This window comes from Saccharopolyspora antimicrobica, assembly GCF_003635025.1.
Classification (GTDB): domain Bacteria; phylum Actinomycetota; class Actinomycetes; order Mycobacteriales; family Pseudonocardiaceae; genus Saccharopolyspora; species Saccharopolyspora antimicrobica.
The window spans coordinates 7,691,021-7,712,594 of record NZ_RBXX01000002.1; the positions used below are offsets into that span (position 1 = coordinate 7,691,021).

The 21,574-nt window shown below is 71.5% G+C and carries 20 protein-coding genes; 8 read left to right on the plus strand and 12 right to left on the minus strand.

The window, feature by feature from the left end; genetic code table 11:
• The 4 genes from ATL45_RS36270 to amiA form a co-directional block, all read right to left on the minus strand.
• Positions 1-1,362: a YcaO-like family protein gene (locus ATL45_RS36270; RefSeq protein ID WP_093154624.1), complete on the minus strand. Its 1,362-nt coding sequence runs from the start codon at positions 1,360-1,362 to the stop codon at positions 1-3.
• Positions 1,352-2,791: a CocE/NonD family hydrolase gene (locus ATL45_RS36275; RefSeq protein ID WP_093154622.1), complete on the minus strand. Its 1,440-nt coding sequence runs from the start codon at positions 2,789-2,791 to the stop codon at positions 1,352-1,354. The genes ATL45_RS36270 and ATL45_RS36275 overlap by 11 nt, the downstream gene beginning before the upstream one ends.
• The gene (locus ATL45_RS36280) at positions 2,788-3,573 is read right to left on the minus strand and encodes a hypothetical protein (protein WP_093154619.1); all 786 of its coding nucleotides are present in this window, start codon (positions 3,571-3,573) and stop codon (positions 2,788-2,790) included. The genes ATL45_RS36275 and ATL45_RS36280 overlap by 4 nt, the downstream gene beginning before the upstream one ends.
• A gap of 70 nt (positions 3,574-3,643) precedes the next feature.
• Positions 3,644-3,748 carry a streptamidine family RiPP gene (gene amiA / locus ATL45_RS39890; RefSeq protein ID WP_246025743.1) on the minus strand — a complete coding sequence of 35 codons (105 nt, stop codon included), beginning with the start codon at positions 3,746-3,748 and terminating at the stop codon, positions 3,644-3,646.
• A 147-nt stretch (positions 3,749-3,895) separates the two neighbouring features.
• Between amiA and ATL45_RS36285 the strand changes: the two genes are divergently transcribed.
• Complete coding sequence (locus ATL45_RS36285) at positions 3,896-5,140, plus strand: MFS transporter (RefSeq protein ID WP_093154617.1); 1,245 nt, start codon at positions 3,896-3,898, stop codon at positions 5,138-5,140.
• 192 nt (positions 5,141-5,332) lie between these two features.
• Here the strand turns inward: ATL45_RS36285 and ATL45_RS36290 are convergent, their stop codons facing one another.
• The gene (locus ATL45_RS36290) at positions 5,333-6,202 is read right to left on the minus strand and encodes a LysR family transcriptional regulator (RefSeq protein WP_093154614.1); all 870 of its coding nucleotides are present in this window, start codon (positions 6,200-6,202) and stop codon (positions 5,333-5,335) included.
• Positions 6,203-6,334: 132 nt separating this feature from the next.
• On the opposite strand from ATL45_RS36290, the gene ATL45_RS36295 reads away from it, so the two are divergent.
• Positions 6,335-7,393 carry an NAD(P)H-dependent flavin oxidoreductase gene (locus tag ATL45_RS36295; protein WP_246025744.1) on the plus strand — a complete coding sequence of 353 codons (1,059 nt, stop codon included), beginning with the start codon at positions 6,335-6,337 and terminating at the stop codon, positions 7,391-7,393.
• Between the two features lie 2 nt (positions 7,394-7,395).
• Here the strand turns inward: ATL45_RS36295 and ATL45_RS36300 are convergent, their stop codons facing one another.
• From ATL45_RS36300 to ATL45_RS36320, 5 genes are read right to left on the minus strand one after another with little or no spacing between them, the layout of a single operon-like run.
• On the minus strand, positions 7,396-8,181 hold the full coding sequence (locus ATL45_RS36300; RefSeq protein WP_093154609.1) for a DeoR/GlpR family DNA-binding transcription regulator: 786 nt from the start codon (positions 8,179-8,181) through the stop codon (positions 7,396-7,398).
• A 34-nt stretch (positions 8,182-8,215) separates the two neighbouring features.
• The gene (locus ATL45_RS36305) at positions 8,216-9,136 is read right to left on the minus strand and encodes a 1-phosphofructokinase family hexose kinase (RefSeq protein WP_093154607.1); all 921 of its coding nucleotides are present in this window, start codon (positions 9,134-9,136) and stop codon (positions 8,216-8,218) included.
• A complete protein-coding gene (locus tag ATL45_RS36310; protein ID WP_093154604.1) occupies positions 9,133-9,966 on the minus strand; it encodes a class II fructose-bisphosphate aldolase in 834 nt (277 codons plus the stop codon). Before ATL45_RS36310 ends, ATL45_RS36305 begins: the two co-directional genes overlap by 4 nt.
• A 5-nt stretch (positions 9,967-9,971) precedes the next feature.
• Positions 9,972-10,865 (minus strand): ROK family protein, encoded by an 894-nt coding sequence (locus ATL45_RS36315; protein WP_246025745.1) that lies wholly within the window; start codon positions 10,863-10,865, stop codon positions 9,972-9,974.
• Positions 10,862-11,758, minus strand: coding sequence for an SIS domain-containing protein (locus ATL45_RS36320; protein ID WP_093154602.1), 897 nt, complete (start codon positions 11,756-11,758; stop codon positions 10,862-10,864). Before ATL45_RS36320 ends, ATL45_RS36315 begins: the two co-directional genes overlap by 4 nt.
• Positions 11,759-12,105: 347 nt before the next feature.
• Here ATL45_RS36320 and ATL45_RS36325 point away from each other — a divergent pair, with 347 nt between their 5' ends.
• The 6 genes from ATL45_RS36325 to ATL45_RS39200 all read left to right on the plus strand — a co-directional run bounded on the left by ATL45_RS36325 (position 12,106) and on the right by ATL45_RS39200 (position 19,067).
• Positions 12,106-13,716: a peptide ABC transporter substrate-binding protein gene (locus ATL45_RS36325; RefSeq protein WP_093154599.1), complete on the plus strand. Its 1,611-nt coding sequence runs from the start codon at positions 12,106-12,108 to the stop codon at positions 13,714-13,716.
• A 10-nt stretch (positions 13,717-13,726) separates the two neighbouring features.
• Entirely contained in the window at positions 13,727-14,653 is a 927-nt protein-coding gene (locus tag ATL45_RS36330) for an ABC transporter permease (RefSeq protein ID WP_093154596.1), read from the plus strand.
• Positions 14,646-15,539, plus strand: coding sequence for an ABC transporter permease (locus ATL45_RS36335; protein WP_093154594.1), 894 nt, complete (start codon positions 14,646-14,648; stop codon positions 15,537-15,539). Before ATL45_RS36330 ends, ATL45_RS36335 begins: the two co-directional genes overlap by 8 nt.
• Positions 15,533-16,543 (plus strand): ABC transporter ATP-binding protein, encoded by a 1,011-nt coding sequence (locus ATL45_RS36340; protein WP_177242005.1) that lies wholly within the window; start codon positions 15,533-15,535, stop codon positions 16,541-16,543. The genes ATL45_RS36335 and ATL45_RS36340 overlap by 7 nt, the downstream gene beginning before the upstream one ends.
• The gene (locus ATL45_RS36345; RefSeq protein WP_093154589.1) at positions 16,540-17,556 is read left to right on the plus strand and encodes an ABC transporter ATP-binding protein; all 1,017 of its coding nucleotides are present in this window, start codon (positions 16,540-16,542) and stop codon (positions 17,554-17,556) included. The genes ATL45_RS36340 and ATL45_RS36345 overlap by 4 nt, the downstream gene beginning before the upstream one ends.
• Before the next feature lie 110 nt (positions 17,557-17,666).
• Complete coding sequence (locus ATL45_RS39200) at positions 17,667-19,067, plus strand: sensor histidine kinase (protein ID WP_170210449.1); 1,401 nt, start codon at positions 17,667-17,669, stop codon at positions 19,065-19,067.
• Here ATL45_RS39200 and ATL45_RS36360 read toward each other — a convergent pair whose 3' ends face one another.
• Both ATL45_RS36360 and ATL45_RS36365 read right to left on the minus strand, forming a co-directional pair.
• Positions 19,068-19,727, minus strand: coding sequence for a response regulator (locus ATL45_RS36360; RefSeq protein ID WP_093154583.1), 660 nt, complete (start codon positions 19,725-19,727; stop codon positions 19,068-19,070).
• Between the two features lie 273 nt (positions 19,728-20,000).
• Complete coding sequence (locus tag ATL45_RS36365) at positions 20,001-21,521, minus strand: class I adenylate-forming enzyme family protein (protein ID WP_093154581.1); 1,521 nt, start codon at positions 21,519-21,521, stop codon at positions 20,001-20,003.
• Between the last annotated feature and the right edge of the window lie 53 nt (positions 21,522-21,574).

The following is a 21,574-nucleotide window of genomic DNA, read 5'->3' on the forward strand; positions in this document are numbered from 1 at the left end:
TCACAGGAAAGGCGGGGGTTCGACGACGAGACCGTCCGGCCCGCCGAGCGGATCCGCGCCCGGAGCCCAACCGCGCGCTTCGATGACCTCGCGCCACCGCGGCAATCCCCAGTACCGGAAAGCCGCAGGCGCGTTCGGCACCAGGCCCGTGGCGCACACGCGCACCACTCGCAGCGGTGTGTGCGCCACGTCGTCGGTGGTCAGGTCGGCGTGCGCGATCCGGCATCCGGCACCGCGCAGGCTCGACAGCAGCGAATCCAGGTCACCGCGCGGCAGTTCACCGGCTCCGATCACCTGCTCCGGCTCGGTGAACCGGGTCAGCGAGCGCTGCTGCACGCGTTCGTCCAGCCACACCTGGACCTGCGCGCCGAGGTCCCGGACCCGGCCGAAGTGCGTGCCGACATCGTCCAGGTAGCGGCGGTCGGCCCGGAACGGCAGGTAGAGGCCTTCGGCGAGGATCCCGGCGCGGATCGCCTCGAAGACCCAGCCGCCCGGGTCGATCAGGCCGAGCGTGAAGACCCACGTGTGCACGGCTTCCAGCACCGCCTTCGTGCACGCCTCGGCCGGATCGAACCGCGCCGCGCCACCGCCGCCGACGATCCCGGTCACCGGATCCACCACCACGGCCGCCACGCAGGCGACGGGGTGCTCCGTCGGCAGCTCGACCAGGTGCACCGCCAGCCGCGATCCCGCCATCTCACCGGCCAGGCCGGGCACCGAGTCGATGTCGATCCCCCGCGTCGGGCCGCCCAGGTGCCACCACAGCTCCAGCGCATCGCGTTCGAGCAGTTCCAGCAACCCGCGCCGGAACGCGTCGCGCTCGTCGGCGCCGGTCGCGATGCCCGCGTAGTTGAGGTGGTGCAGGCGGGGCTCACGGCGTCGCTCGCCGCTGTGGTAGTTCAGGTGCACCCACGACGCCGGCAACCAGCACGGTTCGCCGTCTTCGGTGCCCGGCACCCACTTCACCGGCAGGTCGTCGGTGAACCGCTGGTACGGCCAGCGCGGGGCGTCGTGCTGCCACGGGGCGAAGAACGGGAGGTCGTCGGGGCCGAACATCCGCTCACCGCGCAGCTCCGCTGCGGTCGCCGACCGCAGGCCCGGTGCGACGCGATTTCCGCAGTAGCGCTCCACTGCCTCGCCGAGCGCGGCGGTGCGGGCCTCTGCCGGAGCGCCGAAGGTGGTGCCGAGGCTGACCCGGTCCGCGGGCCACGCACCGAGCCGGCGGGCGTCGGCGACTTCGGCGGTGACACCCGTGTAGCGGTGCGGCGCGCCCTCCACCGGCGCGACGTCGACGAGACGGCGCACGATCCCGGTGACGGGGTCGATCAGCGACTCCACCGGCATCGTCGGGCTAGCGGACATCCGGGATGACCTCCTGGTCGGGTTCGAGCAGATCGGAAGGCGGCACCGCACCGGCTCCGGGCGGCCGCCACGGCACGTCGAGGTGCGCGGCGTGCACACGCCGTGCGCTGGCCAGCAGTTCCGTCGCGCGGACCGGATCGGTGCCGGTGTGCGGGTTCCGGGCGTGCGCGGGCCAGTGGTGGCCGGCGATCTCGACGACCAGCCGCGCACCGGCGGGCACCCGGGCACCGACGGGCGGTGTCGTGATCACGACCTCACGACGTGCCGTCGCGTGTGCGCAGCGGCTGATCGCGTGCGCCAGGGGCACGACCTGCTGGCCGGTGTCCACGGCGATGCGCACGACCCAGTCGGCGTCGACGACGTCGGCTTCGACGTCGAGGGTCACGGTCACCTGACCAGCGATCTCGCCCGCGTGGAGCGGCTCGGTGCGCACCAGCGCCCGGCTCCCGGGCTCGGCGGAGGCGGTGTCCGAGCGGAACGGCGCATCCGGGTCGGCGGTGAAGGCGCTTTCCGTTACCGTGCAATCGAATCTCGTGCGATCAGGCGTCAGGTTCCGCCAGCGCCCGTGCGTATCGGTGGCGATCACGGCTGCGTTCCCGCTGATCCCGTCGCAGACCTGACGCGCCCATCGCACGTACAGCGAACCGATCCGCTCTCCGCCGAGTGCGGCACCGGGCTCGCGCGCATCCAGGTCGTGGCCCCACGGGCCGAGGATCAGGCGTGTCGGCCCGCCCCAGGTTTCGGCGAGTTCGACGGTGTGCGAGGCGAACGGATCGTGCACGCCACCGACCGCCAGCAACGGCATGCGCAGGTCGCGCACACCGTCCCACAGCCGCTCGTCGCGGCGAGGCGCCGTCCAGAGCTCGTCCCAGCCCGGCGGAGTCGCGCCGAGCGCCTGCTCGATGAGCCCCGCGACGGGGAGTTCCGACAGCAGGTCGAGGTCGTGCGGCGCCCGAGGCCGCGCGGTGCCGCCGTGCTCGGCCCACCATCCCAGGCGGCAAGCGAGCCGAGCAGCGCCTCCGGGCTCTCGCGCGGTTTCGCCGAGCCCGAGTGCCGGGACGCTCGCCAGCACTCCGCGCACCACATCCGGCCTGGCCAGCGCCGCGACGACCGCGCAGTGCGCGCCGTACGACGCGCCTGCGGCGAGCAGCGGGCCACCGCCGAAGTCCTGTTCGGCGATCCAGTCGACCAGCGCGGCACCATCGGCCGCTTCGTGTGCGTATGGCCTGAACTCGCCGGTCGAGTCGAAACGTCCTCGCACATCGCTGATCACGCAGGTGAAACCGCGCGAAGCCCAGCCCCGCGCCTCGCCGAGCAGGCGGTGCCGCCCGTACGGCGTGCGCAGCAAGACGACCGGCCCCGGGGCGTCTGCTGGCACAACGGTCACGGCGAGTTGGCAACCGTTCGCGACGACGTGTTCGCTGATCACGGTGCGCTGGCCGGAACGGGCAGGACGGGGTGATCGCTGATCGCGCCGGTGTCGAGCCCGACAACGCGCAAGCGCCTGCTCGCGGGCAGCGGATCAGCCTGGAACGCACTGCCACCGACAGTCGAACCGATGGCCCACGCCCGGAGGTCGGCGACCAGCAGTGCCACCGCGAGCGCGAGATCCGCCGCATCAGCGGCTTCCTCGCCGTGCAGCGCGTCTCCGGCACCGTGCTGTGCCCAGAACTCCTCGAGGTGGCGGTGGCCCGAACCCGCAGCGGCCAGCCGACGGGCGACGACGTCCCGGTGCCGCACATCGCCCGCCACCGGCTCGATGAGGACGTGCCTGCCTTCCCGGCTCGCGCGCTGCCACGCCACACCGTGGTCCACGAGTGCATCGAGTTCGCGCCACTCGCCCGGAGCCGGGCCGTCGGACCAGGCGCACACCGCTGCCGGTTCATGCGCCAAGATCTCCGTCACCGTCGAATTCACCGATGCGACAACCGGTTCCGCCCCCGCGCGACGCAGCGCTTCGCGCAGCGGAGCACCACCGTCGGCGAGCACGACCACCCGGGCGCGATCCGCAGGCCACGTCGCGCGCTCACCGAGGTGACCGGCCTTGCGGAATGCCGCCAGCGCCTCGGTCTCCGCTCCGGTCAGTGCGCTGCGCACGGCGTCATCGGGCAGCGCGATGTCGAACATCTGCCCCGCGGCGTCCCGCAGCACAGTGCCGCGGCCCTCGACGGTGAACACCGAGCAGCCGGGACGGAGCCGGGGATGTCCCATCGGTCCTGCCTTTCCGGGAGGTTTTCGAGCCGGTGCCGGCACCTCGCGAGGCGCCGGCACCGGCAGGTGGTCACTCGTCGTCCTCGAAGGGGTTCTCCACGAGGGCGTTGCTGTGGCTGGCGGAGTTGTGCGGGAGCTCCCGCTCGACCTCCACCCGCTGGAACACGTCGTCCATGTCGTTCACCTCCTCCCGATCGGCAGGGCCCAGTGAACCGCAACTGACAATCATTTTCAATCGCCTGATCAACTCTCACCGCCGTGACGCATCCCACCGGCCCGAGCCCTTGCGCAAACGAAAATGATTGCCATTTACACTGACCTGGTGTCCCACACCACGATCGACGAGGCCGACACCGATCAGGACTTCCGGCGCTACCTGGCCGCGCGCGCGACATCCGTGACGGGCAGCCTCGTCGCGACGGTGGCCCTGCCCGTCCTCGTCTACCAGCTCACCGGTTCACCCGGCTGGACCTCGGCGATCGCCGTCGCCGAGGCGCTCCCCTACCTGCTGTTCGGCCTGATCGCCGGCGCGGTGGCCGATCGCGCCGACCGCCGCGCCCTCATGCTGATCGCCGATTTCGGCGGCGCCGCGCTGCTGGCCACCATCCCGGCGGCCTGGGCCTTCGGCATGCTCACCGCACCGCACGTGCTCGTGGTCGGGTTCTGCGTGCAGACCCTGTTCGTGATCTTCGACTCGGCGAACTTCGGCGCGCTGCCCACGCTCGTCGGCAAGCAGCGCCTCACCGCGGCCTACTCCAAGGTCTACGCGGCGACCACGCTCGCCGAGCTGGCGATCCCGCCGCTGACCGGCCTGCTGGTCGCGATCGTCTCGCCCGCGCCCCTGATCGCCGTCAACGTCATCACCGCGCTGGCCTCCGGCCTGCTGGTCCGCTCGATCGTCCGTCCACTGTCGACGCCGAAGGACGCCGCCGAGCGCCGCACCACGACCTCGATCCTCGCCGACATCCGGGCCGGGCTGGCCTTCCTCGCCCACCACCGGGTGGTCCGCACCCTCACCCTCGTGGGCACCACGCACTCGGTCGCCAGCGGCGCTTACGTCGCCATGCTCGTCCCGTGGGCCGATCGCGTGCTCGGCGTGCCGCCGTCGGGAGACTGGCGCATCGCGGTCCTGTTCAGCGGCTGGGGAGTCGGCGGCCTCCTCGCCTCGCGGATCGTGCCGCGCCTGAACCAGCGCTACGGCGGCGCCCGCCTGGCGCTCGGCGCGCTGCCCGTCTCGCTGCTGTGCGGCTGCGCCGTGCTGCTCAGCACGAACTGGATCGCCGCGGCGCTGTCGGCCACCGCGTGGGGAGCCGCCTACTCCACTGTGGTCATCAACTCGATCACCTACCGCCAGCAGATCAGCCCCGACGAGCTCCAGAGCCGCATCAACACGACCTGCCGAATGCTGTCCTGGGGAATCGGCATGCCGACCGGAGCCGCCCTGGCCGGAGCGGTCGCGATGTCCGGCGCAGGCCCCCGAACCGGAATCGCCACCGGAGTCCTCGTCCTCCTGATCGGAGTGATCGCCGCCTGGTGCTCACCACTACGCAAGGAACCCCGCCCCTGACCGAGCTCTCGGACCGGCCGGGATGCCGCGATTTCAATGGAAATCGGTTCTCCAACTTCAATGGAAGTTGCGGATCGTCGGTGTGTCGCCCCACGACACGCCGACGGCTGTCGGAAACCTCCGCAATTTCAATTGAAATCGGACGTCTGATTTCCATTGAGGTTGCGCACGGGAACGCGGTGGGAGCGTCGGTCAGGAGGCGATGTGCGGTGATTCTGGTTCGCGGGTTTCGCGGAGGTGGCGGGCGAATTCCTTCAGGGCCGTCGTGGCGTGCGCATCGTGGCGGCGGATGAAGACCGTTGGGACCGGTGTTGAGGAGTGCAGGCGGAGTCGGTGGCGCAGGCCGGAGCGTTCCACCAGTTCGCGGGGCAGCATCGTGATGCCGAGGCCTGCTGCCACGCAGCCGAGAATTCCTTCTGCCGAGCCGTATTCGAGGATCTTCGGTTCCACGCCACGGGCTCGGGCGACGGATTCGAGCCTGCGCCGGTACGAGCACCCCGCGCGGAACACGAGCAGCCGCGGGGTGTGCAGCGCTTCGTCGAGGTCGCGGTGGCGCACAGCGGTGACGACCGCCAGCTCCTCGGTGAAGATCTCCTCCTCGTGCAGCTCCTGGTCGCCGACGGGCCCGGCCACGAGTGCTCCGTCGAGGGCGTGGTCCTTGACCTGCGCCACCATCGAGTCCGTGGGGCCGGTGAGCACGGAGAGGTCCACCTCCGGCCAGGCCGCGGTGTAGGCCTCCAGGACCGGTGGCAGCCGGATTCCCGCCGTGGTCTCCATCGCCCCGATCCGCAGCGGCCCGCGGGGCGTCTCGTCGCGCACGATGCGGACGGCCTCGTCGGCGAGCGCGATGATCCGCCGGGCGTGGTCGAGGAACTGCTCCCCGGCCGGGGTCAGGGCGACTCCGCGCGCGTGCCTGCGGAGCAGGGCCGCGCCGAGCTCCCGTTCCAGTCCCGCCACGCGCGCGCTGACGCTGGACTGCACGGTGTGCAGCTCCGCGGCCGCGCGCGTGATGCCACCGGCGCGCGCCACCGCGGCGAAGATCCGCAGGTCGGACAGCTCCACGCGATCACTCCTGCCCTCCGGGTTCGCGAGTGACGATGGCTGCGTTCGTCACTCATCGTTGGACACGATGCCAGGTAGAGCTTAGCGTTCAGCTGGCACCGGATGGCCGAGGCGAGAGCGGGGAGAACAGCAGTGGCAGGACAGCGGACGCAGCAACGGGTTCAGGACTTCTGCGAGCGCTTCGGGCTGCGCGCGCCGATCCTGGAAGCGCCGATGGCCGGTGCCTGCCCGCCGGAGCTGGCGATCGCGGTGGCCGAGGCTGGCGGGATGGGCGCCAACGGCGTGGTGCTCGACCAGCCCGAACGCATCACCAGCTGGATGGAGCGCTTCCGCGAAGGCACCGACGGCCCGTGCCAGCTCAACATCTGGATCCCGGACGAGCCGGTCGACGCACCCGAGCGGCAGCAGGCGGCGGAGCGGTTCCTGGCCGGTTTCGGCGAACCGGGCGAGGCCGGGGCGCCGGGCCCGGTCTTCGCCGAGCAGTGCGAGGCCATGCTGGCCGCCCGGCCCGCGGTCATCTCCTCGATCATGGGGCTCTTCGAGCCCGAATTCGTGGCGCGGATGCACCGGGAGGGCATCGCGTGGTTCGCCTGCGCGACCAACCTCGCCGACGCCCTGGCGGCGCAGGAAGCCGGTGCCGACGCCGTCGTCGCCCAGGGCATGGAGGCCGGCGGGCACCGGGGCAGCTTCGACCCGCAGGCCGCCGAGCAGACCGACGTCGGCCTGTTCGCGCTGCTCCCGCACCTCGTCGACCACCTGCGGGTCCCGGTGATCGCGGCCGGTGGGATCGCCGACGGCCGCGGTGTGGCCGCCGCGCTGGCGCTGGGCGCGAGCGCCGTTCAGGTCGGAACCGCGTTTCTGCGCTCGCCCGAGGCGGGCATCCACGACGACTGGTCGGCGTCCCTGGACGGCTTGCCGCCGGAGCGGACGGTCACCACCCGCGCCTACAGCGGCAGGCTCGGACGAGCGGTGCCCACGCCGTTCGTCACGGCGTGGTCCAGCGACGACGCTCCGCTGCCCGCCCACTACCCGGTCCAGCGGCGGCTCGTGGGCCAGTGGCGCCGGGGTGGCGCGGCCGGGGTCGACCGGGTCAACTACTGGGCGGGGCAGAGCGCGTCCTTGGCCGCTGCGGCACCGGCCGGCGAGATCGTCGAGCGCATGTGGGCCGACGCGCGCGAACTGCTCGCCTGAGCTCACACCGCCTTGACCGGCACGCCCGCGGCCTCGAAGCGTTCGAGGAGTTCGGCGGGCGCGGCGGAGTCGGTCAGCAGCATGTCGATCGCCTCCGCCGGGCAGATGTGGGCGAATGCGGTGCGGCCGAGCTTCGAGCCGTCCGCGACGACCACTACGCGCTGGGCGCGCTCGGTCATGAGGCGGTTGATGCTCGCTTCGCCCTCGTTGTGCGCGAAGGCACCGCGGGCCGGGTCGACGGCGTCCACGCCGAGGAACACCACGTCGAGCGTGATCTCCTCCAGCAGGTGGGTGCCGAGCGGCCCGGTGAGCTCGAACGACTGCGGCCGCGCCACTCCCCCGGTCACCACGATCTTGACCTGGGGCCGCACCACCAGCTCGTTGGCGATGTTCAGGGCGTTGGTGACGATGGTCAGCGAGGTCCGCTCGCCGGCGTCGGCGAGATCCGCGCGGGAAACCAGGGCGCGCGCGATCTCGGTGGTCGTCGTCCCGCCGTTGACGCCGACCACCGATCCCTGCGCGACCATCGCCGCAGCCGCCCGCGCGATGCGCCCCTTCTCGCGGGCGTTGCGGGCGGCTTTGTAGCGCAGCGGCAGGTCGTAGGCGATGTTCTGCGCCACGGCCCCGCCGCGGGTGCGGGTCAGCAGCTGCTGTTCGGCGAGGTGGTCGAGGTCGCGGCGGACTGTGGCCGCCGAAGCGCCGAGCGCGGTGGAGATCTCCTCCACGGTGACCTTGCCGCGTTCGCCGAGCAGGTCGAGCAGCGCCGAAAGTCGCGCGTGCCGGTCCATCGATGGGCTCCTCTCCCGTGGAACGCGGAAACGATCAGACGGGCTCGATCGCGATGTGATCGGAGATCTCCCGCAGCACCCCGTCGTCGAGCGCTCCCGCGACCGGTGCCGCCGCAGCAGCCGCTGACCACGCTACGGCGTTGCGCAGCCGTTCGGGCCAGTTCTGCCGACCCGCGATCCCGGCGGCGAAGGCCGCCACCGCCGCGTCACCGGCGCCTGTCGGGTTGCCGCTGACCGCGAAAGGTGGTGCGGCGCACCAGCTTCCTTCGTCGGTCACCGCGAGCAAACCGTCCGGGCCGAGCGAGACGATCACCGCTGCCGCACCGCGTTCGCGCAGCTGGCGGGCTCCGGTGGCCGGATCGGCCTGGCCCGTCGTCTCGCGGAGCTCGACCGCGTTGGGCTTGACGAGATCCGCCCCGGCTTCCGCGGCGGCGAGCAGCGCGGGCCCGGTGGCGTCGACGATCGCGGGCACCGAACGGGAACGGGCGTCGCGGACCAGTTCCGCGTAGCTGTCCGCGCCGCACCCGGGCGGCAGGCTGCCCGAGCACACCAGCACCGAGGCGCCGGGCAGCCGCGTGGCGAGCAGGTCCCGGAACCGCTGCCAGTCCGCTTCGCCCAGGTGGCTGCCGGGTTCGTTGAACAGGGTCGCCTCGCCCGAGGTGTCCTCCTCGGCGACCACCGCGATGGTCCGGCGGGTCGGCCCGGGCACCGGCAGCAGGAGGTGTTCGATCCCCGCGGCGTCGAGATCCTCGCGGATCGCATCACCGTGCACGCCACCGACAGGCGCGGCGACGAGCGTGCCGATGCCCTGGCCGTGCAGCACCCGGCTGACGTTGAGCCCCTTGCCGCCGGCGCGTTCGTGGACGTCGCGGACGCGGTGGGAGGCCCCGGGGCTCAGGTGCGCCACGCGGTAGCTGACGTCCAGCGCCGGGTTCGGGGTGACGGTGATGATCATCCGGCCAGAACTCCGAGCAGGCGCGCGGTTTCCGCGGCCAGGGCGTCCTTCCCGGCGGTGAGGTACTTGCGCGGGTCGACCAGCTTCGGGTTGCCCGCCAGCACCTCGCGCACCGCCTCGGTGAACGTCTTGTTCAGGTGCGTGGAGATGTTGATCTTTGTCATGCCGCTGCGGATGGCGGTGCCCAGATCCTCGTCGGACACGCCCGAAGAACCGTGCAGCACCAGTGGAACGCCCAGTGCCTCGCGCAGCCGCTGGATGAGTCCGAAGTCGAGCGCGGCGTCGCGGGTCAGCATCGTGTGCGAGGTGCCGACGGCCACCGCCAGCGCGTCCACACCGGTGGCGGCGACGTACTCGGCGGCCTCGCGCGGATCGGTGCGGGCTCCCGGCGCGTGCACGCCGTCCTTGCCGCCGACCTCGCCGAGTTCGGCTTCCACCCAGATCCCGGCGTCGTGGCACCGGGCCGCCACGGCGCGCGTGCGGGCCACGTTGTCCTCGTAGCCCTGCTTCGAGGCGTCGAACATCACCGAGCCGAACCCGAGCTCGATGGCCTCGTCCACCAGCTCCTCGGACTCGGCGTGGTCGAGGTGCACGGCCACCGGCACCTGCGACTTGCGCGCGCGGGCCAGCGTCGCGCGCGCGATCGGCTCCAGCGCGCCGTGGTAGCGCACGCAGTTCTCGCTGATCTGCAGCACCACCGGGAGGCCCGCGCGCTCTGCGCCCGCCACCAGGCCATCGGCGTGCTCAAGCCCGATGACGTTGAACGCACCGACACCGCGACCGGTGCGGACGGCGTCCTCCACGATGCTGCCCGTGCCGACCAAAGGCATTGCTGCTACCCCATTTCCGTGCGATTGATCTTCGTCGCCACCAGGTCGGCGGCCAGCAGTGCCGCGCCCAGGCTGCCCGCGCGATCACCGAGTCCGGCGGGCGCGAGTCGCGGAGCGCGCGCGAGGGGCCAGTCGGATTCCAGGCGGCGCGCCAGCGGGTCGAACAGCAGCGGCCCGGCTTGCGACAGACCACCACCCACCACGACGACTTCCGGCGCCAGCAGGGCGGTGAGCCAGATCAGCGCGCCGCCCAGCGCGTCGACGGCTTCGTCCCAGACCTCGGTCGCGACCGCATCCCCGGCGGCGACCCGCTGCGCCACCTCGGCCGCTCCCGCCACCGGATTCCCGGTGCGCTCCTGGTAGCGCCCGCTGATCGCGGCCGCGGAGGCGACCGCCTCCAGCCTGCCCCGGGCGACCGGCACCTGGCCGATCTCCCCGGCGTACCCGCCTCCGGCGTGCACCCGGCCGTTCTGCACGTGCGCCGCCGAGATCCCGGTGCCGACGGGCAAGAACACGGCATCCGCCGCCCCGCGCGCCGCGCCGAGCCGGTGTTCGGCCAGCGCTCCGGCCCGGACGTCGTGGCCGAAGGCCACCGGGAGCCCGAGTCGCTCGGCCAGCAGCGACCGGAACGGCACGTCCGACCAGCCCAGGTTCGCCGAGAACACCGCGATACCGCGGGATTCGTCGACGACTCCGGGCACCACGAGGCCCACCGCCGCCGGGGAGGCGTCCTCGGAGAGCTCGGCGACGAGCGAGCAGGCCAGCTCCAGCACCCGTTCGGCCCGCGGTGGTGTCGGGCGGTGCCGTTGCGCCAGCACCGCTCCCGACGCGTCGGCCAGGACCGCTTTCGTCCCGGTCCCGCCGACGTCGATGCCGATCACCGGCAGGTGCTCGGTCACACCTCGTCCAGGACGATCGACCGCGTCAGGTTGCGCGGGCGGTCCGGGTCGAGTCCGCGGTTGACCGCCGCGGCCACCGCTACCCGCTGCGCGAGCACCAGGTGCGCCATCGGGTCGCGCTGCCCGCTGTCGAGGTAGGCGGCTCCGGTGGCGGCGACCTCGGCGGCAAGCCCGGTCGGCGCCTCGCCGAACATCCAGGTCGTGCGGCCGGGTTCGGCGATGCTGATCGGTCCGTGCCGGTACTCCATGGCCGGGTAGGCCTCCGACCACAGGCCCGCGGCCTCGCGCACCTTCAGTGCTGCCTCGTGCGCCAGCCCGACCGTCCAGCCGCGGCCCAGGAAGCTGATCTGCTCGCTGGCGGGCAGCGCGCCGAGCTCGGTCGCCAGCACCGCGCGGGCGTCCTCGACGGCGCCGGTCAGATCCTCCCCGAGCGAGGCGCGGAGCAGGGCCAGCGCGGTCGTCGCGAACCGCGTCTGCACCACGGACTGCTCGTCGGCGAACTCCAGCGCGACCAGCTCGTCGCAGACCTCCGCGATGGGCGCGCCGGGGACCGCGGTGATGCCGACCGTGGGCACCGTGCCGCGCAGCTTGCGCAGGAGTTCCAGCACCTCCGTGGTGGTGCCCGAGCGGGTGATCACGAGCACGCGGTCGTAGGAGCGGCCCAGCGGCATCTCGGATGCGGGGAACGCGTCTGTCACGCCTTCGCCCGCGGCCTCCCGCAGGGCCGCGTAGGCCATGGCCATGAACCAGGACGTGCCGCACCCGGCCACGGCGACCCGCCCACCGCGCGCGGGCAGCACACCAGCCACCTCCTGGGCCAGCTCCGATGCGCGCAGCCAGCACTCCGGCTGGCTGTCGATCTCGCCGTCCACGAGGTATCCGCCAGACGCCATCAAGTCCTCCCAGACCCGTCGTTCTCCGCGGCGCGCACCGTCGAAGCGCGCCACATCGCCAGCCTAGATGCACAAAAGTGATTCAACAAGGAGTAGATCGATCAGTATCAATCACACGATTTTCACCCCTTTCCACACCTCCGCTCCAGGGCGCCCACCTGGCGAAAGCCGTGCGTGATCCCACAGGTACGCCAAGTCACGGACACCGACGAGCCTTCGGGGAATACGAGCCGAGGTAGTGACAGGCGCCACGAGGCACGTTAATAATGAGCCAACTTGCATGAAGTTGCTCGATAAATCCAACTAACGAGCAAACATGCGCAAGGGCTGAGTGAGGAGAGCGACAGATGGCCCAGAAGCTCCGGAGGCGGCTGGTGCTCGCCGCGGGGACGTGCCTGGCGCTGCTGGCCGGCTGCGGTGCGCACGACACCGACGCCGGACGGGTGCTGCGGGTCGCGCAGTACCCCGATCCGGATGAGCTGAACTCGCAGCAGAACGCGGGCAGCCAGGTCTACATGGGACTGTGCGAACCGCTGACCGGACTGGGGATCGCCGACGCGGGCGACATCCGGATGCGCGGCGCGGAGCGCGTGGACACCACCGACGGTCTGGTGTGGACGATCAAGCTGCGACCGGGCCGCGAGTTCCAGAACGGCGAGCCGATCACCGCGCAGACCTACGCCGACACCTGGAACGCGGTCGCCTACGGACCCAACGCGTACAAGGCGAGTTCCACCTTCAGCGTCATCGACGGCTACGCCGAGCTCAACGAGGACCAGCCGCGGCGCGACACGCTGCGCGGCCTGGAGGTGCTCGACGAGCTGACCCTGCGGGTCACGCTCACCCAGCCCGACTACGACTTCCCGAAGATCATCGCCTCCTACGCCGCGTGCCCGATCCCGAAGGAGGGCCTGGCCGATCCGACCGCCTACTCGCAGGCGCCGGTCGGCAACGGCCCGTACCAGTTCGTCCGCTGGGACCGCAACGAGCGGATCGTGCTCAAGCGCTGGCACGACTACCAGGGCGAGGTGCCGCCCGGAGCGGCCGAGGAGATCCACTTCAAGATCTACCAGTCGCAGGACACCGCCTACCGCGACGTGCAAGCCGGCCAGCTCGACGTGCTGCGCAACCTGCCCGGCGGCCTGCTCAACGACGCCCGCAACCAGCTCGGCGACGAGGGCCTGTTCGCGATCCCGCAGCAGCGCCAGATCACCCAGATGCTGATCCCGGAGTACATCGAGTCGCTGCAGGATCCGCGGCTGCGCAAGGCGATCTCGCTGTCGATCGACCGCGACGCGATGGCCGGCGCCCTGCTGCGCGGCTCGGCGACGCCCGCTCGCTCGCTGATCGTCGAAGCCGTCGGCCCGGCCTACCGGGCGGACGCGTGCGAGGACTGCACCTACGACCCGGAGCGCGCACGTCAGCTCGTCGCCGAGGCCGGCGGGTTCAAGGAACCGGTGTTCCTCTGGTACTCCAACACCGGCGGTGGCGGCGGCACCGAGATGTCCCAGATCGCGCTGGCCATCGCCAACGCGCTGCGGCAGGAGCTGGGCGCCGACGTCCGGCTGCGGCCGGTGCTGCCCGCGCAGCTCACGCAGGCGCAGAGCAGCGGCACGCTGACCGGCCCGTCGCTGAGCCTGTGGGGCGACATCTACCCCAGCCCCGACCAGTACCTGGGCATGTTCCGCGAAGGCGGCGACGGCAACGAGTACACCCAGTACGACAACCCGGCCGCCAACGAGCTGATCGCCAAGGCGCTGGCCACCGGCGACGAGCTGCAGGCCGCGCAGTACTGGCAGCAGGCCGAAGACCTCATCTTCGAGGACATGCCCGGCATCCCGCTCTTCTACCCGGGCATCTACGCCGCGCACGCGCCGTGCGCGAAACCGGGCACGCTCGGCGGCGATCTCCAGTACTACCTGACCGCGTTCGAGTGCGGCCCCGGCCGCGAGGAGTGAGACCGCGACCATGCTCGGATACCTGATCCGCCGCATCGCGGCGATGCTGCCGGTGCTCTTCGGCGTGACGTTCCTGATCTTCGCGCTGGTCTACGCGATGCCCGGGGACCCGATCGCCTCGCTGGCGGGCGACCGACCGCTGCCACCCTCCACCGTGGAGGCGCTGCGCGAGCGGTACCACCTGGACGAACCGCTGATCACCCAGTACCTGCTCTACATGGGCGGGCTGCTGCAGGGCGACTTCGGCACCGACTTCTTCGACCGCCCGGTGCTGGACATGATCGCCGAGCGGTGGCCCACCACGCTGCAGCTGGCGCTGACCGCCTGGGTGCTCAAGCTGGTGATCGGCCTCGCGGTCGGCATCTTCGGCGCGCTGCACCGCGGCCGCGCCGGTGACCACCTGACGCTGGCGTTCACCGTGCTGTTCGTGGCGCTGCCCGGGTTCGTGATCGCCTTCATGGCGCAGCTGGCGTTCGGCTTGAAGCTGGAGTGGTTCCCGATCGCGGGCATCGCCGAGGGCTGGCCGATGAGCTTCGTCCTCCCGGCGCTGGTGGTGGCGCTGGAGGCCGCCGCACCGCTGGCCCGGCTGACCCGGTCGAGCCTGGTCGACACGCTGAGCTCGGAGTTCATCCGGACGGCGCGGGCCAAGGGCGCCTCACCGGGCCGCGTGATGTGGGGGCATGCGCTGCGCAACTCGATGATCCCGGTGGTCACCTACCTCGGGCTCAGCCTCGCGGCGATGCTCGGCGGCGCCGTGATCGTCGAGAGCGTGTTCAACCTGCCCGGCATCGGCGGCCTGCTGGTGCAGGCGGTGCAGACCCAGCAGGGCACCATCGTGGTCGGCGTGGCGACCTTCATCATCCTGATCTACCTGCTGGTCAACCTGCTGGTGGACATCAGCTACGGAATCATCGACCCGAGGGTGCGCAATGGCTGACCGAACCGATCTCTCCCCCGCCCCCGCCGCGCCCCGCAGGCGGTTCACCCTCGTCGGGCGGCTGCCGAAACCGCTGCGCGCACCGCTGTTCGTGGTGGCGGCGCTGATCGCCGCCGGTTACGTGCTGATGGCGGTGTGGCCGAGCCTGTTCACCTCCGCCGATCCGATGCACTGCGAGCTGCGGCTCAGCGGCGCGGGCCCGGCGCCGGGCCACCCGTTCGGCTTCGACATGCAGGGCTGCGACTACTTCGCCAACGTGGTGCACGGCGCCCGCCCGTCGATCGCGATCGGCCTGATCGTCACGGTCGCGACCTTCGCGATCGCCGCGGTGCTCGGCGCGCTGGCCGGCTACTTCGGCGGCGTCGTCGACGGCGTGGTCTCGCGCGTCGCCGACGTGGTGTTCGGGCTGCCGATGATCATCGCCGCGATCGTGGTGCTCAACCTCTTCGAGGAGCGCACGGTCTGGACGGTGAGCCTGGTGCTGATCGTCTTCAGCTGGCCCGGCGGCATGCGCTACATGCGCGGCTCGGTGCTCAAGATCCGCAACCTGGAGTACGTGCAGGCCGCGCGCGTGCTCGGTGGCAGCCACCTGCGCATCATGGGCACGCACATCGCGCCGAACGCGCTGACTTCGCTGATCGTGCTGAAAACCCTGGAGATCGGCGGCATCATCGCCGCCGAGGCGGCGCTGACCTTCCTCGGCATCGGGCTCCAGCCGCCCGCGATCTCGTGGGGCCTGCAGCTGTCCACCGCGCAGGCGCAGTGGCAGGCCAGCCCGCACCTGCTGATCTACCCCGCCCTGTTCCTGACCGGCGCCGTGCTGGCGTTCGTGGTCCTCGGCGACAGCCTGCGGGAGAGCCTCGACCCGAAGGGAAAGAAATCGTGAACGCCAAGGCGCGCTCCGCGCCGGAGGGGGCCGCGGTCCTCGACGTGCGCGGCCTCAGCGTCGACTTCCACACCGCCGCCGGCCGGCTGCACGCCGTCCAGGACGTCAGCTTCTCCGTCGGCGCCGGCGAAACCCTCGCCGTGCTCGGGGAATCGGGCTCGGGCAAGAGCGTCACCGCGCAGGCGATCATGGGAATCCTCGACACCCCGCCCGCCGAGATCGTCGGCGGCACCGTCGAGCTCGGCGGCCAGGACCTGCTGGCGATGCCGGACCGGCAGCGCCGCGCGGCGACCGGCTCGCGCGTCTCGCTGGTCTTCCAGGACGCGCTCACCGCGCTGAACCCGGTGCAGCCGGTGGCCAAGCAGATCGGCGAGCTGTACCGGCTGCACCGCGGCGCGACGCGGCGGCAGGCCTGGCGGCAGGCGGTGGAGATGATGGAGCGGGTGCGGATCCCCGCGGCGGCCAGCCGCGCCGGCGACTACCCGCACCAGTTCTCCGGCGGGATGCGCCAGCGCATCATGATCGCGATGGCGCTGGCGCTGGACCCGGAGGTGGTGATCGCCGACGAGCCCACCACCGCGCTCGACGTCACCGTGCAGGCCCAGATCCTCGACCTGCTCGCCGAGCAGCAGGCCGAGCGCGGGCTGGCGCTGGTGCTGATCACCCACGACCTCGGCGTCGCCTCCCGGATGGCCGACCGCGCACTGGTGATGTACTCCGGGCGCGTCGTGGAGCACGGGCCGATCCGCGAGCTGTTCACCGCGCCGGTCCACCCGTACAGCCAGGGCCTGGTCGACTCGATCCCGCGGCGCTCGCACCGCGGCGGTCCGCTGCCCGCGATCGGCGGGCTGCCGCCGAGCCTCACCGACCGGCCCGCGGGCTGCCGCTTCCACCCGCGCTGCGCCATCGCGCGCGAGCAGTGCGAGACGGTCGAACCGGAGCTGCTGCTGCTCGACGACGGCAGGCAGACCCGGTGCCACTACTGGGCGGAGGTCTCGTCGTGACCGAGCAGAACATCCTCGAAGTGCAGGACGTCACCAAGCACTACCGCAAGCGCGGCGGCGGGCGGTTCGGCCTCGCGACCGACACCGTCAAAGCCGTCGACGGCGTGAGCCTGCGGCTGCGCAAGGGCGAGGCGCTGGGCATCGTCGGCGAGTCCGGTTGCGGCAAGTCCACGCTGACCCGGCTGCTCACCGCGCTGGAGAAGCCCACCAGCGGGCAGGTCCGCTACCGCGGCATCGACGTCCACGGCGCGAAAGGCGCCGAGCGGTCCCGGATGCGGCGCAACATCCAGATGGTCTTCCAGGATCCCTACGCCTCGCTCAACCCGCGCAAGACGGTCGGCTCGATCCTGGCCGAACCGTTCCGGATCCACCGCGACGCGGTGCCCGGATCGGGCCTGCGGCCGCGACTGGAGCAGCTCCTCGAACAGGTCGGCCTGCGCCCGGACCACCTCGACCGGTACCCGCACGAGTTCTCCGGCGGCCAGCGCCAGCGCATCGGCATCGCCCGCGGCATCGCGCTGAACCCGGAGGTGCTGATCTGCGACGAGCCGGTCTCGGCGCTCGACGTCTCGGTGCGCGCGCAGGTCCTCAACCTGCTCGCCGAGCTGCAGCGCGAGCTGTCGCTGACGGTGGTGTTCATCGCGCACGACCTGGACGTGGTGCGGCACTTCTGCGACCGCATCGCGACGATGTACCTGGGCCGGGTCGTCGAGGAGGGCGACTGCGACGCGGTCTACGACAGCCCGTCGCACCCGTACACCCGGGCCCTGCTCTCCGCGATCCCGCGCCCCGGCTTCGACGACGAACCGGAGCAGGAGCGCATCGTCCTCGAAGGAGACCCGCCCTCACCGATCGCACCACCGCCCGGCTGCCCGTTCCACACCCGTTGCTGGATGGCCCGCCCGGAATGCGCCCAGCAGGCCCCGGCAGCCCACGACCTGGGCGGAGGCCACACCTCCCACTGCCACTTCGCCCCCGAAGTCGCAACAGCCGATACCGCGGCGAGGCTCTGACCGGGGAACCCGGCACCGCCACGCGCAGCGCCGGGTTCCGCCGCGCCGGTACCGGTTTCGCGGCACTTAGACTCGCGCGTGATCGGTGCTGGACCGGTCGGCAGCCGGAGGTGAGCAAGTTGGTCGCGTTGTCCCCGCTCGCCGAACGGCTGGGCAGCGCGGTTTCCGGCGCTGTGGAACAGGTTCGCGCGACACCTCGGCGGTTGCTCGTTCGCGATGCCGTGCTCGCCTCGCTGGTGCTCGCCGTCGGGCTCGTCCCGGTTCCGGTTCTCCTCCTGCCCACCGGGCACATCGGCTGGGTGATCGCGCTCGCGTGCTGGACGGCGTTGCTGGTTCCGGCCTGCTGGCGGTGGCCGGTCGCGACGTTGCTGGCCACGGCACCGGTGTTCGCCGGACCCAACTTCTGGGCCGCGGCCGTCCTTCCCGTCATCACCTTCGCGGCCGCTCGCCACATCGCACCCGCTCGTCGGCTCTGGCTCGCCGTGCTGGCCACCGCCGTCGCGGACTTCGCGCTCATGCTCGCTTTCGACCTGAGCAGCGCCGGCGGGTTCGGCGAAGTGGTCGCCGCGTATGCGGTGAGCGCGATGCTCCTGCTGGTGCTGCCCGCCGCCGTCGGGGCGATCCTCGGGCACCGCCGGCCACGGGTTCGCCTGCTCCAGGAGCGCAACGAGTACCTGGAGCGGGCGCAGCTGCTCACCGCGGCCAAGGCGCGCGTGGAGGAACGCGGGCACATCGCCGGCGAGATGCACGACATGCTCGGGCACCGGTTGAGCCTGATCTCGATCCACGCCGGTGCTCTCGAACTCAGCGCCGCCGAGAACGCGCCCGAGCTGAGCGGTCAGGCCGAACTCCTGCGCACCACTGCCAGCAGCGCGCTGTCCGAGCTCCGCGAGATCCTGGGCGTCCTGCGCGGGGCCGAGGAGTCCGATCTCGGCCCCGACGACCGCATCGGGACCCGACCCGACGTCGAGGACCTCGTCGCGGAATCCAGGGCGGCGGGCATCGACGTCGACCTGCGGTGGACCGGCGCGGATCTCGACAGCGCGGACCCGCGCACCCGCCGCGCGGTGCACCGCGTGGTGCGCGAGGGCCTGACCAACGTCCACAAGCACGCCTCGTCCGCGCGCACCGGCGTGGAGATCGGCGTGGAGACCGATCGCGTGCACGTCCGCGTGGTCAACGGTCCTGCGCAGGCCGGTGGGCGGCGGCTTCCCGGCACCCGGAGCGGGCTGGTGGGGCTCGACGAGCGGATCGCGCTGCTCGACGGGATCTTCCACAGTGGACCGACTCCCGAAGGCGGTTTCCTCGTCGCGGCGGCGATTCCCACCCACCCGGCAGGCACCGACCGGCCTGAGCCTTCGGTCCTGCCCGGTCAGCTGCCACCGGAGCCGCTCGCCGCGGAGGCGCTCACGTGGCCCCGCGTGCTCGGGGCCGGTTGCCTCGGTCTGCTGGCGGCCCTGCCGGTGATCACCGGGCTGGCGATGTTGATCGTCGCGCTGATGATCAGCTGATCACGGCCGGTCCGCGAGCAGACCGGCGTCGTGGGCCAGGATCGCGGCCTGAACCCGGTTCGCGCAATCGAGCTTGGTGAGCACGCGGCTCAAATGCGCCTTCACCGTGCCCGCGCTGATGTAGAGGTCTCGCGCGATCTCGGCGTTCGACAGCCCGAAACCGACCAGGCGCAGCACGTCTCGCTCGGCGTCGGAGAGCTGGTCGGTCTTGCGCCGCGCCACCGAGGTCCGGTCGGTGCCCGAGCGCAGGTGGCGCTCGATGAGCCGGCGGGTGATCTGCGGTGCCAGGATGGATTCGCCCTCGGCCGCGAGTCGCACGGCCCGGATCAGCTCGCTCGGCCCGGTGTCCTTCAGCAGGAATCCCTTCGCCCCCGCGCGCAACGCCCGCGCCACGTGGCCGTCCTCGCCGAAGGCGGTGAGCATGACGACGTTGGTGTGCGGGGATTCGCGGGCGATGTCCTCGACCGCACCGAGCCCGTCGCCGCCCGGCATCTGGATGTCCAGCAGAGCCACGTCGACGACCTGCTCCCGGCAGGCCCGGACAGCAGCGCCGCCGTCCCCCACCTCGGCCACCACTTCCACGTCCGGCGCGTTGGCGAGGATGAGCCGGATGCCCGCTCGCATGAGGTTCTCGTCATCGGCAATGAGCACGCGGATCACCCGGCAATCCTAGAACCGGAAACACCGACCGAGCCGACCAGGTCTGCAGGGACTCGCGAGGGCCGAAGGAATCCCGTACGCCGAGGCACTGCGTCGGATCGATCGGCGTGCCGGATCCCCGGGAACGAGAACATGGCAGCCGGCCCAGGTCGGCCGTGACTCAGGTCGCCGCCCGTGACCCGAACTGCGAGAGCCTGCCTTCTCGGTCACTCAGCGTCGGTACTCTCGGTCGCGTTCCACCCGAACCCCACCACCGGACACCCCGTGGAACAGTCACGAGACCGGGAAGCGCTGCTGCGCCGAGCAGCTCGCATTGGTCAGCCCCTCCCAGTCCAGGGCGCGTTTCTGGATCTTGCCGGTAGGACCTTTGGGCAGGGCGTCGACGAATCGGATCAGGTGCGGGACCTTGTACGCGGACAGCTTCTCCTTCGCCCAGACGCGGAGCTCCTCGGGGGTGACTTCCGCACCGGGGCGTGCGGTGATGACGGCAGCGACCTCCTCGCCGTACCTCTCGTCGGGCACGCCGATGACGGCCACCTCGACGATGTCCGGGTGCTGGTAGAGCACCTCCTCGACCTCGCGCGGGTAGACGTTGTAGCCACCGCGGATGATGAGCTCCTTGGCGCGGTCGACGATGTAGAGGTAGCCGTCCTCGAGCCGGCCGAGATCACCGGTCTTCAACCAGCCGTCCACGAGGTCGGCGGCCGTCTCCTCTGGGCGGTTCCAGTACCCCTTCATCACACTCGGCCCGCGGAGGTGCACCTCCCCCACCTCACCTGCCGGGAGCACAGCCCCCTCGGGGTCGCGGATCTCCACCGCGCTGGCGGGAAGTGGCCTGCCCACCGATCCGATGCGCTGCTGTTCCGCGGTGTTGCTCGTCGCGGCGGCAGTGGATTCGGTCAGTCCGTAGCCTTCGAGGATGGTGCAGCCGAACCGTTCCGAGAACGCGCTGAGCACCTCGCCGGGCAGGGACGCGCCACCGGACGACGCCATCCGCAGGTCGGCGAAGTCATCCGGACCGAAATCGCCGGCGACGTGCAGCATCGCGTTCCACATCGTCGGCACACCAGCGACCATGGTGAGCCGGTCGCGCCGGATCATCTCAAGCATGGCCACCGGTTCGAAGGGCGCGAGCAGCGAAATCGAGCAACCGGCCTGCAGCGCGGAGTTGAGGCAGGCCGCCTGGCCGAACACGTGGAACAGCGGCAAGCCGGTTCCGCAGCGATCGTCGGACGTGAGGTGCAGCTGTTCGACGAAAGTCCGTGCTGTGTCGACGATGTTGGCCACGGTGAGCTCGACGCCCTTGGGGCGGCCGGTGGTCCCGGAGGTGTACAGCAGGACCGCCGTGCTCTGGCGGTCCAGGTCCGCCGGGTTGTGCACGGGCTCGCCTTCCTCCGCCACAGCTCCCGGTCCGAGCACTCGCAGATGCAGGGCGCGTTCGTCGGCCACGCGTTGCGCGGGCTCCCGCGCCTCGTGCCAGGCGACCAGGAGGCGCGTGCCGGAGTCCCCGACGACGTAGTCGATCTCGGGCGTGGTGGCCATGGTGTTCATCGTGATGACCACAGCTCCGATCAGCTGGGCGCCGAGGTAGACGACCACGAACTCGGGGACGGTGGGCGCCACCAGCAGCACCCGGTCTCCCGCCCGCACTCCGTGCGCCCGCAACTCCCCGCCGAAGGCGGCGGAAGCGTTGCGCAGCCGCGCATAGCTCCACGCGTCCGCACCTGCCCTGATCGCCACCGCATCCGGCCTTGCTGCAGCGTGCTCCCACAGTGATCCAGCGACGCTGGGCATGTCCCTCCAAAATCAGGCGATCGCAGCGATCGTCAGTCGATATGGCTCAGCAA